The organism is Cryomorphaceae bacterium (assembly GCA_007695365.1).
In the GTDB taxonomy this organism is placed as follows: Bacteria; Bacteroidota; Bacteroidia; order Flavobacteriales_D; family SKUL01; genus SKUL01.
Genome location: REDV01000092.1, coordinates 97,883 through 115,292, shown reverse-complemented (window position 1 = coordinate 115,292; position 17,410 = coordinate 97,883). Strand labels below are relative to the sequence as shown.

Below are 17,410 nucleotides of genomic sequence, written 5' to 3'. Positions count from 1 at the left end.
GCTTTCGATGAAAAAACATGACCGAACTCACAGAATTTGCTGATTTTGGTCAGGTTTTGAGATGATCGCCTTAAACATTCCCGGCTCGCCCAAGGCCTTCGACGCTCTGTTGTTCACAGACAATGTGGCCAATACCACCACTGAAATTGAGCTCACGGGCATAAGAATGGCTGCTACCAAAGGTGACAACATTCCGCTTAATGCGAAACTCAAACCAATCACATTGTAGAAAAACGACAGCACCATGGAGGCGCGTACGGTTTTCATTCCGCCCCGCGCCAAAAACAGCAAGCCGGGTAGTTTACCAAACTCCCTTCCGTCGAAAATGGCATCGCATGCCGGCGTAAAGTCATATACGTTGTCAGCAATGGAAATACCCACGTTGGCGGCTTGCAATGCGCCGCTATCATTCAGTCCATCGCCCAACATCATGACCACCCGTCCATCGCGCTGCAGCTTTTCTACATAAGCCAGTTTATCGAAAGGGGTTTGCGAAAAATGCAGTTGCTCTTCATCAAACCACGCAGAGAGTTTAAATCGCTCTCTGTCGCCATCACCGGACAGCAGGTGAAGGCGGTAATTTTTTGAAAGGTCTTCGAGCACATGCTGAAAAGACGAGCGATAACCGGCCTCGAATAGAAAGTACCCAAGTAGCTTACCGCCAATTTTCACGAACACCCTGGTGGCTCCGTCTCTATCGAGCACATCACCGGTAACAAATTGTTCTGAGCCAACAACCACCCACTCATCGCCAAACATACCCTGCAAACCGGCACCTGCCACTTCCTTGTAGCGAATGGGCTCATACTCCGGGTCACAATCCAGGTATTCATCAATGACGCGGCTCAGTGGGTGCGATGATTGCGAAACCAAAGAACTGATAAGCTGTTCTTGAAATTTGGTGAGCCCGGCACCAATGAATTCCAACTCGTAGCGATCATTGCGCGTGAGTGTACCTGTTTTGTCAAACACGATGTCGGTTACAGCGGCCATGGTTTCAACGGTTTCGGAATTTCGCAAATACAGAGCATTTCTGCCCATGGCCCGCAAAGTATGACCAAAACTGAACGGTGCAGCCAGTGCCAGTGCGCATGGACAGGCCACAATCAATACGGCCGTAACAACCTGCGCCCAACGCGATGGCTCGGTTAATATCCAATACAATCCACCAAGTGCGGCAATCAACAGCACAACCATGGTAAAATAGCGGCTTACTTTGTTAATAAGAGCAACCGTTGGGTTGGCATCGGCTTTACGGAAAACCTGTTGGTTCCAAAGGTCGGTGAGGTAACTCTGATCTACCGGTTTTTCTATTCTCAACCTGATGGCGGTTCCTGATTGGCGTCCACCCGCATAAATCAAATCACCCGAATTTTTCTGAACAGGCTGAGATTCTCCCGTCACAAAACTGAAGTCAATACTGGCGCGATCGGAGACCAGCAAAGAGTCTGCAGGTATCAATTCGCGGTTGCGCACGATGATTTCCATACCCGGTTTGAGGTCTTTCAGAGGCACCTGTTCCTCGCGATTGTCTTTAACCACCCGGGCTGCCACCGGAAAATAAGATTCGTAGTTGCGATCAAAAGCAAGGCTTTGATAGGTTTTTTCCTGAAACCATTTTCCGATGAGCAGGAAAAACAAAAGGCCTGCAAGCGAATCCATGTAACCTGCACCGGTTTGACTGAGAATTTCATACAGCGAACGCCCGAAAAGCGCGAAAATCCCCAGGGTGATGGGCACGTCTATGTTTACCTGTCCGCTGCGCAAACTTGCCCAGGCAGAGCGATAGTAATCGGTAGCAGCATAAAAAAATACCGGCAGCGCCAGCAGGATATTCAATGCACCGAAAAACATGGCATAGGATTCATAACCCTCTCCCATTCCGAGATACTCGGGCAGGCTCAGCAGCATGATGTTTCCGAAGCAAAACCCGGCAACACCAATTTTTATGACCCATTTTCGGGAAGGCCGCGCATCTTTCTGCTCAAATGTAGAAAGGTTGATTTCAGGAGGATAGCCCAGTTTAACGAGCAATTCCACAACCTGCCTAAGCGTAACTTGTTCTTTGTTAAACAGAATGGAAGCCTGCTTTCGGGTAAAATGTACTCCGGAGGAAATCACGGCCGGATTGATTCTGTGCAGATTCTCAAGCAGCCAAATACAGGAGCTACAATGAATGGCTGGCAATCGAAGCGTTACACGAGCATGTTTGCCTTCTTCAAACTGCAACAGTCTCTGCGCAACTTCAGGCAAATCAAGAAAAGCGTAACGATCTCTATCCAAAGCCTCCACCCTTACCCCGGGGCGATCCTCAAGGGTGTAAAAGGCATCCATGCCGTTTTCGGAGAGCAGCTCATACACAGTAGCGCAGCCCTGACAACAAAACTGCCTGTCATCCATTTCAATAGCTCTTCCCGCAAAGGTATCTCCGCAGTGAAAGCAATTTTTTTGTTGTCGTTTTTTGCGGGTTGAGTCCATCGTTCTAAGGGAAACCCAAAAGTAAGGCGGTGGAAAAAAGCAGATGCTGACTCTCCTCAGCCCTAAATATGATTAAAATTAGTTTTTTTGCTGACCAAAGTCTTATCGACGTAAAATCAGAATGCCGAATTTTGGCGAATAAACACTACCCGACATGAAAAACAAACTCATTGCACTCATCGTTTGCACCATCACATTACTTGGCCCCTTTCGCTGGTCGTTTCTGAATAACAGCGATAACAGTGATGCCTTTAACGTATTTATGTTTGTGCTAACTGTTATCGGTCTGCTCGGAGCCTTTGTGCTCGTGTCAGAAAGCAAGTCCACTGCAGAGCATTGATAAAACGACTAAAGGCACACCGCTCGCCTGCTCTCTTACGGCTCAGGCTTACAAAACACTTTTCAAAGGCATGAAACGCATTCTTGTTCCTACCGATTTTTCGGAAAACGCCCGCAACGCACTGATTGCGGCTCTCAAATTAGCGCGGGAAATTGGTGGTGAGGTATTGCTTCTCTATGTGTATGACAAGCCGTCCAGCGGTCAAAGTGTATTGCGCGATTTAAGTTCTCAGCTAGAACAGCACGCGTTACAAGACCTCGACCAGGAACTTGTGGAAGTAAAGGAGTACTGTCCGGGAGTTCAGACAAGTTTGAAAGCCGTTAAAGGTGACGTTCCCGAGATGATTCACAAAACGGTGGGCATGGAGCGCATTGATTTAATTGTGATGGGAAAAACCGGTCGCTCTGGATTTAGCAACAAATTGTTTGGCAGCGTGGCCGTTGACACGATTGAAGGCTCCAATGTGCCTGTTTGGCTGATTCCGGAGAAATGGACTTTTGCACCCTTAACCCGTTTTTGTTTTGCGTCTGACTTGAGTGATCTCAACTATGCGGAGATTCTCAAACCACTGTGCCAACTCAGCAGGGTGTTCAACGCTCAGGTTGATGTGGTACATTTCTCCCCCGATCCTGAATACATGGAAGAATTGCAACAGGAAGGAGCCAAGGCACGCAAAGACATTAATGCGGTTTTGGGCGAATTGAAACACCAGTTTATTCTCGCTGTAAGAGAAGACGTTACCAAAGCGCTCCTAAAACACCTGGATCAAACAGAGTGTGATACGGTGGTGATGATAAAGCACGAATATCCATGGGGAAGCAAGGTCTTCAGGAAATCACCTACCCTTGAAACAGCCATCAAAACGAAAATACCACTATTGGTGTTGCATTAATATGGCACTAACACCCGAAGAATTGCTCGATGCGAAGTACTGGGAAGACCGGTACAAAAACAATCAAACAGGTTGGGATATTGGATACTGCTCAACTCCGCTTAAAGCCTATTTCGACCAGCTTACCGATAAGCACATACGTATTCTTATACCCGGTGCAGGTAACGCCTACGAAGCTGAATACCTGCACCGTAACGGCTTCACAAATGTTTGGGTTATTGACTTAGCTCCCAGTGCATTACAGAATATATTGTCGCGCGTTCCCGACTTTCCGCCGGAACATCTCATAGAAGGTAACTTTTTTGAACACCGCGAGCAGTACGATTTGGTGGTGGAGCAAACTTTTTTCTGTGCGCTTCATCCTGACTTACGTCAGAAGTACGCCGAACACATGCACCGCGTGCTAAAGCCCGGTGGCCGATTAATGGGTGTGCTGTTTGACGATGCCCTGAACACTGAGCATCCACCTTACGGGGGTCACGAAGAAGAATACCGCAGCTATTTTGAACCACTGTTTAAAGTGTTGGTACTTGAGCGCTGTTACAACTCCATTCAACCCCGCGCTGAAAGAGAGCTTTTCATCCTTCTCGAAAAAAAGGATTGAAGCCCTAATTGCTACCTTTGGCCAAACTGCCTATATGAAAGAGCAACAGGTTTCGGTTTTGGATGCAGTGCAAATTCAACGGAAAATTGAACGCATCGCTCATCAGATTATTGAGTTCAACTACAACGAAAAAGAGGTTGTGCTGATAGGCATTGCTTCGCAGGGATGGATGCTCGCCGGCAGAATAGGGAAGGTGGTGGAAGCCAACAGTAACATCAAAGTGCATTTGGTAAAACTTGTGATGGACAAGAAAAAGCCCCTTAACGGAGATTACCGTTTTGAAGGTAAAGTGTTGGACTGGTCCAAACGCTCGGTCATAATAGCAGATGACGTGCTCAACTCAGGTCGCACCTTAATATACGCGGTGGGCGAAGTACTGAAACAACCGCTTGCCAAACTCACCACAGTAGCTCTGGTGGACCGCAGGCACCGAAAATTCCCCATCAAAGCCGACTTCGTTGGTTTGACACTCAGCACCACCATGCAAGACCATATCACCGTTGACCTTACCCCTGGCAAGGAGCAAGCCTGGATTGAATAAGACCGCTATCGTTTGGTGAGCAATTCAACAATGGCATCCACAACTTTATCAGGCGGTTGGTTTGCCATTACCTTAAAATGTGCTTGGTTGTAGTAATACCAGCGCTCCTCAAGGTGGCTTTGCACGAATAATTCCAGCTCCTCGTTTTTCACATTCCGAATCAACGGCCGAAGCATTTTCTCAGGAAGAAGTCTTCGAGACAGCTCATCGGCAGGCACATCCAGAAAAAATACCCTTCCTGAGTTGAGCATCGTTTTAAGATTCTGCTCTCTGCACGGAGTTCCTCCTCCGGTAGAAACAACGAAATTCGTTCGCGCCGAGACTTCGGTAAGCAGTTCCGATTCTTTTTCCCTGAAAGACGCCTCGCCCGCCGTCGCAAAGTAGTCCGCTATCTGTTGGCCGGTGCGTTGCACGAATAAATCATCAAGATCGCAAAAATCGATTCCGAGCCGGGCCGCGAGGGCTCTTCCTACGGTACTTTTACCGCTTGCCATATAGCCTGTGAGGTAGATGTTCACGGGTGTAAAGGTGTTGAAATATCCTTACTTTCGCACGAAAACGGACTGTATGCAGATTCAAGTTGTTGAGAGCAGCGCTGATGTTCGCGATTTTCACCGTGTTGCCGAACACATTTACGCCAACGACCCCAACTGGATTCCTCATTTAAAGCAGGATATCGAGAAGATTTTTGACCCTAAACGCAACAAGCTTTTCATGGAAGGAGCAGCCGTGCGATTCTTACTCAAAAACAAAAAGGGGCTGCCCATTGGTCGCATTGCCGCTTTCGTTAACCCCAAAACAGTCAACAATTTTGACCAGCCCACCGGAGGAATTGGTTTTTTTGAATGTATTGACAACCAAGAAGCTGCAAACATGCTTTTTGATTCCTCGCGAGATTGGTTGGCCAAACGAGGCATTGAAGCCATGGACGGCCCCATTAATTTCGGAGAGCGCAACCAGTTTTGGGGACTCCTAATTCACAACTTCACCGACCCCAGCAGCTACGGAATGAACTACAACCCGCCTTATTACAGGACGCTTTTCGAGAATTACGGCTTTGGCTTGTACTTTGAGCAGTACGTATATAAGCGCGACTTGTTTATTCCGGCCCAGCCCATTTTTGTGCGCAAGTACAATCAGATGGCCTTTGATCCGAAGTACAAAATCACCAACATTCAAGGAAAAAGCTGGGAGCAGGTATCCCAGGATTTTATGACCGTGTACAACGGCGCATGGGGTGGCCATGAGCACTTTAAACCCATGGCCATTGAAACAGCACGAAAAACCATCAAAGCCCTCAAGCCCATCGTAGATCGCGACGTGGTAATCTTTGTGTATTATGACAATCAGCCCATTGCGTTTTACATTAACATACCCGAGCTCAACGAAATTTTCAGGTACGTAAACGGAAACCTCAACCTATGGGGCAAGATTAAATTTTTGCTCTATCAAAATCTGAATCCGCCTGAAACGATGGTAGGAATTGTTTTCGGGGTGGTGCGCGAATATCAGGGCAAAGGCATTGAAGGGGCTATGATTAAATGGGCCGAAGACCATGTGGTGGTTGCCAAACGCAGATACAGCGAAACCATACTCACCTGGATTGGCGACTTCAATCCGAAAATGTTGCGCGTTTGCGAAAATCTCGGCGGACGTCGCTTCAGAACTCTGGCTACTATGCGCTATCTTTTTGACCGCAGCGCACCTTTTAAGCGGGCACCAATGGTTGAGTAACTACTGATTTGATGCTGGTTACAAATTTAGACCAAAGTTTTACAAGGGCAACATTTTTTAAATCAAAATAGCCTGTATATTTGCACTCCGAAAAAATCAGTATTGATTCCGTAGCTCAGTTGGTAGAGCAACGCCCTTTTAAGGCGTGGGTCCTGGGTTCGAGCCCCAGCGGGATCACAACAAAAAGCCTCATCGAAAGTTGGGGCTTTTTTTATTCAAACATGTGAATACATCCATGATACAGCGGGGCGAGAAGTTTATGCCGATGATGTTTTCACGCGAGTAACGAGCGGCTGAAAACACATATCGGTAAGCCCCAGCGGGATCACAACAAAAAGCCTCATCGAAAGTTGGGGCTTTTTTTATTCAAACATGTGAATACATCCATGATACAGCGGGGCGAGAAGTTTATGCCGATGATGTTTTCACGCGAGTAACGAGCGGCTGAAAACACATATCGGTAAGCCCCAGCGGGATCACAACAAAAAGCCTCATCGAAAGTTGGGGCTTTTTTTATTCACTTGCTCATGCGGTCGGAGGTATTCCATATGCATCGCCGATTATATGTTATAATTCTGTCCGGAAAACCGGGTTTAGCACCAACGTCACCAATGTGTTAATTTTGCGCCACGATGAAGGTGGTGAGTTTCAAAGAAAAAATCCGGGCGGCACTGCGATGGAAAATGGCTCTTGCGGCAATTGGCGTCTTCCTGCTTTATGACGTTAACCAAAGCGTGGCCAACACACCATGGACACCCTTAAGTTCTTCTCCTCAAGACAGCTCCTACGTGTTACCCATGCGTCAGTACCTCTCTATCCGGGCCTACAACATCATCAAAACAACCGACCTTCAGGTTCGCAACCGCGATGTGGGTCAACCGTTGATTTTCCGCCCCAACAACGGTTTGGGTATTGGTTTGGGGTTTACATACAAGATATTGGCGCTCGACCTTGGTTTTGTAATACCCGCCTCCATGCGTTACCGGGGCGATAACCCCACCACCAAATTCGACTTGCTGAGCACCCTCTACGGCAAGAAACACGTTTTTGACCTCACACTTCAGTACTACGAGGGCTACGACCTTGCAAACGCAAACACTGTTTTTGATGGCAATCCACCGCAAAGTGCCCTCTCCATGCGGTCGGATATCTCCTCCATTGACCTCGCCCTTTCGTATTTGTATGTACTCAACCACGATCAGTTTTCGTTTCAGGCGTCTTTTCTAGGTGACGTGATTCAACGCAAAAGCGCAGGGAGCGTCACGCTACACGGATTTGCCGGGCTTTACGGTCTATCCGCAGACTCTGCCCTTGTACGCCACGAATTTGGCAATGGTCTCGACCGACAAGCGCACATCACCCAAGTGGCGAACCTGTCTACCGGAACAGGCATTGGCTATGCACACACATTTGTATTACCGCGCAATTTTTTCATTACGCTTTCCGGTGCGCCCCTGCTTATGCTCAATGCCACGCTGGCAGAGGTAAATCACCCTGAATTTGATGACATTGAGGATACGCGTTTCAACATGCGTCTGTTTACGCGCAACGCCGTAGGCTATAACGCAAAGCGGTTTTACCTCATCTTCAACCTCATATACGACAACTTTCTGGTACGGGCCGGCGAGGAAACCCGTATTGACTATGCGCCTCTCAAGATGAAGTTGTTCTTTGGATACCGAATCGGGAAGGATTTATAACGAGTGTAAGGGCAAGCTTTTAGCGCACATTCAGTATTTCGTACCTTTGCGGGCCTTATGAATCACCTCGGCACCGTTGCATTTCACACCCTAGGATGTAAGCTGAATTTTTCGGAGACATCGGCCATTGCCCACGCCTTTACCGAGGCCGGTTATGCCCGCGTATCTTTCGACGAACCGGCCAATTACTACGTCATCAACACATGCTCGGTGACCGACAATGCCGATAAAAAATGTCGGTACGAGGTGAAACGTGCATTGCGCAACAACCCCGATGCGCAGGTGATTGTGATTGGCTGCTACGCCCAGCTCAAACCCCAAGAGATTGCCTCCATTCCGGGAGTATCACTCGTTTTGGGGGCCGAAGAAAAGTTTAAGGTTCTGGAGCATTTACAGAAAACCGAAAAAGAATCTGCGGCAAGGATTTTCAATGCTCCCATCAAGGAAACCCGCGACTTTCACCCGGCGTGGAGCCGCAGCGACCGAACCCGAACTTTTCTAAAAGTGCAGGACGGGTGCAACTACTTTTGCGCTTTCTGTACCATTCCGCTGGCTCGAGGTGTGAGCCGGAGCGCGAGCATTCAGCAGACCGTCCATGAAGCCCGGAAGGTGGCTCAAAGCGGTGCCAAAGAGGTGGTGCTCACCGGCGTAAACATCGGAGACTTTGGACATGGCTCAGACGAAAACTTTTTAGGCCTGATCAGGGAGCTTGACAAAATTGAAGGAATAGAGCGTTTCAGAATTTCATCCATTGAGCCCAATCTATTGACCGATGAAATCATTGATTTTGTATCCGCTTCGAACAAATTTGTACCCCATTTTCATATTCCCTTGCAGTCAGGAAGCGATGATATTCTTATGCGAATGCGCCGACGATACCGTACCGAATTATACCGCAACCGTGTAGAGCACATTCTTCAGAAAATGCCGGATGCTTGTATTGGTGTGGATGTGATTGTTGGTTTTCCGGGTGAAACCGACACGCACTTTGACGGCACCTATTCTTTTCTTCATTCGCTGAATGTGCATTACCTGCATGTTTTCAGTTATTCTGAAAGAGACAATACAACGGCTGTGCGCATGGATGGCGTGGTTCCGATGGAGGTGCGCACCACCCGCAGCAAGGCTCTGCGCTCGCTTTCGCACAAAAAGAAACGCAGTTTTTACCAGGAGCAACTGCGAAAAACCGCTACGGTTCTTGTAGAATCAGACACTGCGGAAGGTGTTATGTTTGGTTTTACAGAGAATTACGTGAAAGTTGGGATACCCTACAATCCGGAGTTGGTAAACACCCTGCAAAAGGTAGAGCTTCAAAAACTTCGGGCAGACGGCTGGGTTGAAAGTGAGGTTTTAACCAAAATTGCTGAACCGCTTTTCTGATGAATTTCACCACTCATGAACTGGAAGAACTGGCAGCTGAGGTAGCCTTCATCAGCAGGCAGACAGGTGCCTTTCTGAAAGAGCAGCAATCTCTGTTTCACCGCGACATGATTCAGCAAAAAGGCTTTAACGACCTTGTTAGCCACGTTGATCAACAAGCTGAGCAAATGCTGGTTTCAGCGCTGCAAAAGATATTGCCTGAAGCGGGCTTCATCGCCGAAGAAGGAACCGGCACACCCTCTGAAAGTGGACTGAATTGGGTGGTTGACCCGCTTGATGGCACCACCAATTTCATGCACAGCATTCCTTTTTACTGTACGAGCGTTGCATTGGTAAAAAACGAAGATCCCATTTTGGGAGTCATCTACGCCCCTGAACATAATGAAATGTACCATGCGGTGAAAGGCGGTCAAGCACTCTGTAATGACTCTGTAATCAGCGTATCACCTGAAGCACCTTTGGAATCGTTGTTCATTGTAACAGGATTCCCATACGATTCTGTGAAAACATTGGAAGCCAATCTTAAAACTATAGGTGAGCTTACGGTGCGCACGCGCGGAATCAGACGAATGGGATCGGCTGCTTTAGATATGTGTTATGTTGCGGCAGGACGCTTCGACGGTTTTTACGAGGTAGGTCTCAACCCCTGGGACGTTGCAGCCGGTACGTGCATCGTGCGCTGTGCCGGAGGGATGGTGGACGATTTCAGAAATGACGGAAAACCGGTATTTGGTCGCGAAATTATAGCTGCCTCACCGGCGGCTTTTCGCGAAATTCAATCCATAGTTGGCAAACATTTTGTAACTTAAATGCCATGAGGATTTTCCTGATTTTAATCGGCACATGCTTGGTTTTATCCACAAACGCACAAGACGTACAGATTCTTAAAGGTGCTGAACACCAATACGAACTTGCCAAAGAGGCCTACGCTGAGGAGCGCTATGATGAAGCTTTGAAGTACCTCAACACCAGCATCATGTCTACGAAGCGAAACCCTGACATGTATATTCTTCGGGCCAAGGTATTACTGAAAATTAACCAGAACAAACGCGCTTTACGTGACCTCAACAAGGCATCACGAATTGGCAGCTACAAGGCAGATTTAATGCTTGATTCCCTTTTGGGCAGGTCAAAGGATACAAAAAGCAATCAGCAGTTCATTGAGGACTTAGAGGAATACCTCAACGAATAGAACAATCACAGATCGTCCTCATCATCATCATCGTCATCCTCTTCTGACCGGCGGCGTGGAGATTCTTCGGTATCGTCATCATCGTCGTCGAAATCATCTACATCATCCGCGATGTCTGAATCATCTGTATCGAAATCATCCATATCATCATCGTCGTCATCAGAATCGTCGTCCTCCATGGCCTCATCCATTTTGGCAGCGAGCTGCTTACTGACCTTGATGAGGTAGATATCGTCCTCGTAGCGAATTTCAACTGCTTTGACCAGTTCGCCCAAATGATTGGAAAAAGTAATCAGGTCGTCCTCGTCAATTCCTTCAGGATAACGATCATTGAGAATATCCAGAAGCTCCGGAGTGATGTTTTTGTAGTCCTTTATAATCCGTTTCATGCCTACCGCAGAGTTTGAGTGTAGCCAGTATTGTGTTAGGGGACGAAACTAATAAATGAAACGAATGATGCGCGAACGAGACCAAGAAATTTATGATATCAATGATTTTGAGGCTTTAGATATTCGTTGAGCGGTGAACCGGATTTCCATGTTCCCAACGATTTGTACGGCTGTAAACGGGTAAACATTTCTTCCTTAAATCCGTCTCGCTCGCGCGTAACGTGAACAGCCTCTCCATGAAAAGTTCGCATGGCGAATGATTCCATTTGCTCTTTGTTCTCCCAAATGCTGAAAGTAGCCTGCTCCATCAGCGGTATCTCTCCTATCCCTTTGGTAAAAATCAATCCCAGGTAATCTTCGTGTTCGCGACTAACTCTGGGAACCATTTTCCAGAACCTGAACAAGAAATGAGGCTTGAGCGTGGCTCGGGTCAGGGCAGCTATCAACCTGTTGTTTGGGTCCGGCGAAGCAATTCGCCACTGGCTAAACCCACTCCACGATCCGCGCGAACTGAGGGGTCTGAGAAAAACCGTAAACTGTTCCACACTGTGCGCTTTAAATTCAGCCATAAGTGCGCTTTGGATGTATGCCTCAGCAGCCTCTTCATCGCACCATACGCCAAGCATGCCATACACACTGAAGTCGGGCCAGATGCTGTATCCGTATCCACTTCCCGTTCCGAGAGGCTTGAAAAACTCCAAACCTGTCATTTTGCGCATGGGTGCGCGGGCACTGTACATCTGTTTCATGCCCCACATCTTGTTAAGGCCACGGTAGCGAAAAAAAGATACAGTTACTACCTGATCGGAGGAAAATTCAGTCATTTTTTCAAAGGTGAGCGCACAAAACTATTCTAATATTGTATTGTGATTACAACCCAACTACCTGAAAGTTGAAAATTGCGGTAATCGGTGCAGGAATTGGAGGACTTGGAGCAGCAATCCGCCTCCGCCTCAACGGACATGAAGTAACCGTTTTTGAGGCCAACAGCTATGCCGGTGGAAAGCTTACGGATATTGTCGTGGGCGGATATCGCTTTGACGCGGGGCCTTCGCTCTTTACCATGCCCGAAAACGTAACGGATCTCTTTACCGATGCCGGAAAAAACCCCGATGATTACTTCAGGTACAAACGCGTGGGCGAATCGTGCCGATATTTCTATCCGGATGGCACACACTTTATCGCTTATGACAATCCCGAGAGGTTTGCACAGGAGTGTGAAAAGGTACTCGGTGTGCCCAAAAAAAAAGTGCGCGACTACCTGGCCCACAGCGAACGCCTGTTCAATCTTACCGCTGATCTGTTTATGAAGAACTCCCTTCACAAGCTCCGAACGTATCTTAGCTTTGATACCTTCCGGTCGTTTCTGCAGATTCACAAGTTAGAGCTCACCAAAACCATGAACAGGGCCAATGAAGATCGGCTGGGGCACCCCAAGCTGGTTCAGTTGTTCAACAGGTTTGCTACTTACAACGGTTCCAATCCATACATTGCTCCGGGAGTGCTTAATATCATTCCCCACCTGGAAATGAGCATAGGCACGTTTTTTCCTGAGGGCGGCATGGCCAGTATTAGCCGCAGCACTGAAAAACTCGCCCGTGAGTTGGGAGTAGCTTTTGAATTTAATTCTCCGGTAGAACAAATTCTCATTGAACAAAACACAGCCATGGGCGTACGCGTACACGGTGAAAACCGGCTTTTTGATCGGGTGGTGAGCAACATGGATGTAGTGCCAACCTATCGCAGGCTCATGCCCAACCAGCCGGCTCCGGAGCGCACTCTTCGGCAAGACCGCTCCACCTCCGCCGTCATCTTTTACTGGGGTATTCGCAAGAATTTTGACAATCTCGGGTTGCAAAACATCTTTTTTTCCGACAACTACCGCGAAGAGTTCCGCTTTTTGAACGAGGTCAAGAATATCAGTGATGATCCAACCGTATATCTCCACATATCGTCTGTGCTCGAGTCCTATGATGCGCCTCCCGGCTGCATGAACTGGTATATCTTGGTGAACGCACCGCACAATACCGGGCAAAACTGGGACGAAATCATAGCCCGCACGCGCAAAAATGTCATCAGTCGTTTGAGTAAAGAACTGGGTGAAGACATTGAGCCATTGATTGAAGCAGAGGACTTTCTAGATCCCCGACGCATTGAAATGAGAACTTCCTCTTATCAGGGTTCGCTTTATGGAGCCAGCTCCAATGGGCTGTTCAATTCGTTTATCAGGCATCCCAACTTCAGTCAACGCGTAAAAGGCTTGTATTTTTGCGGCGGAAGTGTGCATCCCGGCGGCGGAATTCCGCTATGTTTGCTGTCCGGAAAGATTGTAGCAGACCTGATTAAATGAAGCATATTAAACCCAGTTTCCTCCAAATTTCCATTCTCATTGTTGTGGTCACACATCTGGTGGGGATGATTGGATTTGTATCGCCCTGGCAGGAGTTGTTTATTTCCCTCACCCCAATACATCTGCTGCTTTCTGCGGGACTATTGCTGGCCAATCAAGAGGATAAAAACAAAACATTTTGGTTCGCAGTTGTTGGGTTGATGGCTGCGGGTTATTTGATTGAACTGATCGGCATACAAACCGGGGTCATTTTTGGAGAATACAGCTACGACCGTGCTTTGGGACCTAAAATAGGTGGTACTCCTCCTATAATTGGCGTAAACTGGATGATGTTGGTGGTTGCGGTGGCTGCGTTGATTTCACGAATCAAAACACCATTTGTTATCAAGGCTATGTTGGGTGCAATGGCTTTGGTTGGGATTGATTATCTCATTGAACCGGTGGCAATAGCCTATGATTTCTGGCACTGGCACCAAACCACGGTTCCTACTCACAACTATTTGGGCTGGCTTATAACCGCCTTCATCTTTTTCGGGGTGTACCTGAGCGTTGTGAAGAACAAGGCAAATCCACTAGCCTTGGTTTTATTGCTTATGCAAATCGTTTTCTTCGGGGTGCTGAATTTTACGGTTTAGCCGTCGTTCCAAAGCCAATACTATCAGCAGGGTACTGGTTAAACGTTCCTGAGCCAGTGCAGAGAAGCACTCCCGATTCTTTGTCGTGAATAGTGCCCGAAGCGGAAATGAGTCGTTTACCTTCGAAATCCACTTTGCCCCTCCCCACCAGAATCATTCCCGGTTTTACCGGCCTAAAGTAATTGATTTTGAACTCTACTGTAGAAACAAGTCTTCCGCTTTCCACTGATAAAGACAAAGCCGAAACGCCCAATATCCCGTCCATTAAAGCTGAAACAGCTCCACCATGAGCAGCTAGCGGATTCGACAAATGTAAATCGGTAACGGACATGGTGTACTGCACCTCTCCTGGACGGATAACCTCCAGCTCCATCCCCATCATCCGCCCAAAGGCATTAACCTTGTTGTATATCTTCAGTAAATCGTGCATTGTCAAAGCTTTTTTAACCATTCTTCGGCCTTTGCCATATCACTGAAAGCCTTTACCGGATAGGCCGGTTTATCGAATTTAAGAAAGAAATTGACCACCATCCGAGCAGGTAAAGTATTGAACACAATAGCAGAACCATTGATGAATCTGGTTATTTCCGACTTTGCAGCATACTTTCGTGCGGCGGGATCAAACGACACATGCTTATTTCGGAGGTCAACCACATTTTTAAATGGTTTTCCGGCAGAAAGTACCGACAAATGTTGATCAATTTCTTGCATGTGTTTCACTTCCACCTCGGCACCGGACTTAAAACAGGTATGAATCCAGCCCTTTTCATCGAGCCAGATTTCGCATACTTCTGTTTCCCGTTTTCTTTTTGCACTCATCTCACAAAACCACAATCGGGTGTGAATTTGACCATATTTCGGTAAAGAATCAAATTTTCTCTGGCCCATCCACAAACTTTAGGTTGCATCAAAGAGCTATTCTCACCGACCGGCAATTGGGTTAAATGCATTACATTCGTTCGCAAAATACCCTTACATGAGCACCTACACTACCCAGGAAACCGAAAAAACTCCGGCCATCCATTTTGACGGGGTCGGCGGCAAGCTCGAGTTAAAAGGTAAATCTGTTCCTGAAGACTCGTTTAAGTTTTTTCAACCCATGCACGATTGGTTGGATCAATACATTGAGAACCCGGCCAAAGAAACAGAATTGAATGTAGCACTGGAGTATTTCAATACGAGTAGCGCCAAAGTCCTGCTGGAAGTATTCAAAAAAATGAACCGCTTGCACCAGAGCGGTAAAACCCAACTCACCATCAACTGGGTGTACGAGGAAGACGATGACGACATGTTGGAAGCAGGCCAGGATTATCAGAGCATTGTTGAAGTTCCGATGAATTTTGTAGCGATTGACAGCTTTTGAGTAGCGTTTCTAATCCATCATTACCCGCAAGTAGGCGCATTTCCTTTTTGCCTCCTGATCCGGATTTGGCCTTATGGTTGTTTGGGTTGCATCAGGACTACGCATTTACCAGGCACCTGTGCTATTCGGGCTGGGGCTCACCTTCAGAAACGGCCAGCTACCTGCTTAAAGAACTGGAAAACCACCACCATCTTGGTTACGGTCAATGGCTTCTCAAGGATCGCGAATCCGGAGCACTCATTGGTTTGGCCGGTTTTCATCCACCCGAGCATAGGGTGCTGCCCGAGTTGAGTTATCGTCTTGCTCCACTGCATTGGCGGAAAGGTCTGGGCACAGAAACGGTGGAAACCCTTGTTCAATTTGGCTTTACCCAACTTGGATTTGAAGGCATTGAAGCACAGGTTAAACGTGAAAACGAGGCATCAATCCGAATTTTGCTTCGCGTGGGGTTTGAGCAAATCAACCCGGATTCGGAAATGATTAAACTTTTCAGAATCAAGCGGCGCTTCACGGCTCATTGAGCACTTCAACTTTCAGGATTTCCACATCTTCGCGTGGCCATTCCCTCTGGTCAGTCGGCACCTGGCTTATCTTATCCACCACGTCCATCCCGCTAACAACTTCACCAAAAACGGTATGCTCACCGTCCAGATGGGGCGCCCCGCCTTCTGTTTGATAGATTTTGCGGTGCTCTTCTGAAAACGATTTATCGTGATCACGTTCCAAAGCCATCAATTGCGGCTCGTCGAAAGTTCGGCCCACCACGATAAAAAAGTCGTATTCTGATGAGCGCTTTTCGGGGTTCTTTTCGTAGGGTCTCGCGGCAGACAAAGCTCCACGCCGATGGATCAGGTGCGGCTTAAATTCGGGATCGGGCGCATAGGATCCTATCAAAACGCGCTTCAGGTAAAGCTCTTCTCGATCGCTGCTTCCTGCCTGGATAATGAAACCGGGTACTACGCGGGTGAAAAGAGTCTCTTTGAAATAATTCCTTTTTGATAACATCAAAAAACTGGCGCTGTGAATGGGGGTTTCCTCAAAAAGCCGAATATCAATTTCGCCGAGGTTGGTTGTAATCCTCACGACTCGTTCGGGGTTTTCTTCCCAAAATTTTCGCAGGAATTTTTCGTGGTTGGCCTGCTTCAGAACAGGAAACGCTCTCTTTTCTTCTGCTGTCTTGGCATTTTCTACCGATTCAGGTGGCAAATGATCCTGCTCTGTAGCTTTATCGAGGGATTCAGGTTGTTGCTGATCACTATCACCACAGGCCGTGAGCACAGCAGCCACCACTAGCAATGACAAGAACTGTATTGCCCCCCAAGGCCATAAAAAAAACCCGCCGTTCGGGCGGGAGTTTTGTTTCGTTATCAGATTCATTTACTCCAGTGTATCGTCGTATTCTGCTTCAAGTTTGGAGTGGGTTTCATTCTCCGGAACTCCATTAAGGTAGTCAAATTCAGGAGGCGTCAACTCCACCCTTGCTGTTACTTCAATCGGGTTAGTAAAAGTACCTTTCTCAACCACTGCAATGTACACTCCTTTTTTCGGGACTTCAAAAACTGCCGGTGATTCTTCGGTAAATCCTCCCCAATAGTCGTGGGTAAAGCCCCTTTTATACCTTGAAAAAGCTTCCGGGGTAAAAAACTTAACTACAGCCGGCTTGTCGATGTGAACTTTGATAAGCTGCTTGCGCTTTCCGTAGATTTTTTGACGTAAGATTTTCATGGCGGTAAGTGATTAGTGATATGGTTTGAAGTTACAAAAAAAATATGACTTCTCCAAAAAAATCTGATTTACCGGGAGAGAGCACCT

At 47.4% G+C, this 17,410-nt stretch carries 21 protein-coding genes and 1 tRNA gene; 14 read left to right on the top strand and 8 right to left on the bottom strand.

The window, feature by feature from the left end; all coding sequences use genetic code 11:
• Positions 1-27 precede the first annotated feature (27 nt).
• Positions 28-2,478 (bottom strand): HAD family hydrolase, encoded by a 2,451-nt coding sequence (locus EA392_09275; protein ID TVR38655.1) that lies wholly within the window; start codon positions 2,476-2,478, stop codon positions 28-30.
• Between the two features lie 154 nt (positions 2,479-2,632).
• On the opposite strand from EA392_09275, the gene EA392_09270 reads away from it, so the two are divergent.
• The 4 genes from EA392_09270 to EA392_09255 all read left to right on the top strand — a co-directional run bounded on the left by EA392_09270 (position 2,633) and on the right by EA392_09255 (position 4,855).
• Positions 2,633-2,818 (top strand): hypothetical protein, encoded by a 186-nt coding sequence (locus EA392_09270; GenBank protein ID TVR38654.1) that lies wholly within the window; start codon positions 2,633-2,635, stop codon positions 2,816-2,818.
• A 70-nt stretch (positions 2,819-2,888) separates the two neighbouring features.
• A complete protein-coding gene (locus EA392_09265; protein TVR38653.1) occupies positions 2,889-3,710 on the top strand; it encodes a universal stress protein in 822 nt (273 codons plus the stop codon).
• Position 3,711: 1 nt separating this feature from the next.
• Positions 3,712-4,314, top strand: a complete 603-nt coding sequence (locus EA392_09260) for a methyltransferase domain-containing protein (protein ID TVR38652.1) — start codon at positions 3,712-3,714, stop codon at positions 4,312-4,314.
• A 34-nt stretch (positions 4,315-4,348) separates the two neighbouring features.
• Entirely contained in the window at positions 4,349-4,855 is a 507-nt protein-coding gene (locus EA392_09255; GenBank protein ID TVR38651.1) for a phosphoribosyltransferase, read from the top strand.
• 5 nt (positions 4,856-4,860) lie between these two features.
• Here the strand turns inward: EA392_09255 and EA392_09250 are convergent, their stop codons facing one another.
• The gene (locus tag EA392_09250; protein TVR38650.1) at positions 4,861-5,349 is read right to left on the bottom strand and encodes a shikimate kinase; all 489 of its coding nucleotides are present in this window, start codon (positions 5,347-5,349) and stop codon (positions 4,861-4,863) included.
• A 16-nt stretch (positions 5,350-5,365) separates the two neighbouring features.
• Here EA392_09250 and EA392_09245 point away from each other — a divergent pair, with 16 nt between their 5' ends.
• The 6 genes from EA392_09245 (at position 5,366) to EA392_09220 (ending at position 10,861) form a co-directional block, all read left to right on the top strand.
• The gene (locus tag EA392_09245; GenBank protein TVR38649.1) at positions 5,366-6,589 is read left to right on the top strand and encodes a hypothetical protein; all 1,224 of its coding nucleotides are present in this window, start codon (positions 5,366-5,368) and stop codon (positions 6,587-6,589) included.
• Between the two features lie 104 nt (positions 6,590-6,693).
• Positions 6,694-6,769 (top strand) — tRNA-Lys (locus EA392_09240).
• A gap of 452 nt (positions 6,770-7,221) precedes the next feature.
• The gene (locus EA392_09235; protein TVR38648.1) at positions 7,222-8,289 is read left to right on the top strand and encodes a DUF4421 domain-containing protein; all 1,068 of its coding nucleotides are present in this window, start codon (positions 7,222-7,224) and stop codon (positions 8,287-8,289) included.
• A gap of 57 nt (positions 8,290-8,346) precedes the next feature.
• Complete coding sequence (gene mtaB, locus EA392_09230) at positions 8,347-9,669, top strand: tRNA (N(6)-L-threonylcarbamoyladenosine(37)-C(2))-methylthiotransferase MtaB (protein TVR38647.1); 1,323 nt, start codon at positions 8,347-8,349, stop codon at positions 9,667-9,669.
• The gene (locus EA392_09225; GenBank protein ID TVR38646.1) at positions 9,669-10,478 is read left to right on the top strand and encodes an inositol monophosphatase; all 810 of its coding nucleotides are present in this window, start codon (positions 9,669-9,671) and stop codon (positions 10,476-10,478) included. Before mtaB ends, EA392_09225 begins: the two co-directional genes overlap by 1 nt.
• A gap of 5 nt (positions 10,479-10,483) precedes the next feature.
• Positions 10,484-10,861: a hypothetical protein gene (locus EA392_09220; protein ID TVR38645.1), complete on the top strand. Its 378-nt coding sequence runs from the start codon at positions 10,484-10,486 to the stop codon at positions 10,859-10,861.
• A 5-nt stretch (positions 10,862-10,866) separates the two neighbouring features.
• Here EA392_09220 and EA392_09215 read toward each other — a convergent pair whose 3' ends face one another.
• Both EA392_09215 and EA392_09210 read right to left on the bottom strand, forming a co-directional pair.
• Positions 10,867-11,250, bottom strand: coding sequence for a DNA primase (locus EA392_09215; GenBank protein TVR38644.1), 384 nt, complete (start codon positions 11,248-11,250; stop codon positions 10,867-10,869).
• Between the two features lie 98 nt (positions 11,251-11,348).
• Complete coding sequence (locus EA392_09210; protein TVR38643.1) at positions 11,349-12,074, bottom strand: spheroidene monooxygenase; 726 nt, start codon at positions 12,072-12,074, stop codon at positions 11,349-11,351.
• Positions 12,075-12,142: 68 nt separating this feature from the next.
• Here EA392_09210 and crtI point away from each other — a divergent pair, with 68 nt between their 5' ends.
• Positions 12,143-13,600 (top strand): phytoene desaturase, encoded by a 1,458-nt coding sequence (gene crtI, locus EA392_09205; GenBank protein TVR38642.1) that lies wholly within the window; start codon positions 12,143-12,145, stop codon positions 13,598-13,600.
• Positions 13,597-14,235, top strand: coding sequence for a carotenoid biosynthesis protein (locus tag EA392_09200; protein ID TVR38641.1), 639 nt, complete (start codon positions 13,597-13,599; stop codon positions 14,233-14,235). The genes crtI and EA392_09200 overlap by 4 nt, the downstream gene beginning before the upstream one ends.
• On the opposite strand, the gene EA392_09195 is transcribed toward EA392_09200, so the two are convergent.
• Positions 14,225-14,686: a PaaI family thioesterase gene (locus EA392_09195; protein ID TVR38640.1), complete on the bottom strand. Its 462-nt coding sequence runs from the start codon at positions 14,684-14,686 to the stop codon at positions 14,225-14,227. The two genes, EA392_09200 and EA392_09195, sit on opposite strands and share 11 nt — an antisense overlap.
• Complete coding sequence (locus EA392_09190) at positions 14,668-15,054, bottom strand: hypothetical protein (GenBank protein ID TVR38639.1); 387 nt, start codon at positions 15,052-15,054, stop codon at positions 14,668-14,670. Before EA392_09190 ends, EA392_09195 begins: the two co-directional genes overlap by 19 nt.
• A 157-nt stretch (positions 15,055-15,211) precedes the next feature.
• Between EA392_09190 and EA392_09185 the strand changes: the two genes are divergently transcribed.
• Together EA392_09185 and EA392_09180 are read left to right on the top strand one after the other, a co-directional pair.
• A complete protein-coding gene (locus EA392_09185) occupies positions 15,212-15,598 on the top strand; it encodes a DUF1987 domain-containing protein (protein TVR38638.1) in 387 nt (128 codons plus the stop codon).
• Positions 15,595-16,119 carry an N-acetyltransferase gene (locus tag EA392_09180; GenBank protein ID TVR38637.1) on the top strand — a complete coding sequence of 175 codons (525 nt, stop codon included), beginning with the start codon at positions 15,595-15,597 and terminating at the stop codon, positions 16,117-16,119. The genes EA392_09185 and EA392_09180 overlap by 4 nt, the downstream gene beginning before the upstream one ends.
• Here EA392_09180 and EA392_09175 read toward each other — a convergent pair.
• Both EA392_09175 and EA392_09170 read right to left on the bottom strand, forming a co-directional pair.
• On the bottom strand, positions 16,106-16,975 hold the full coding sequence (locus EA392_09175) for a peptidylprolyl isomerase (GenBank protein TVR38636.1): 870 nt from the start codon (positions 16,973-16,975) through the stop codon (positions 16,106-16,108). The genes EA392_09180 and EA392_09175 overlap by 14 nt on opposite strands.
• A complete protein-coding gene (locus EA392_09170) occupies positions 16,976-17,323 on the bottom strand; it encodes a DUF1883 domain-containing protein (protein ID TVR38635.1) in 348 nt (115 codons plus the stop codon).
• Between the last annotated feature and the right edge of the window lie 87 nt (positions 17,324-17,410).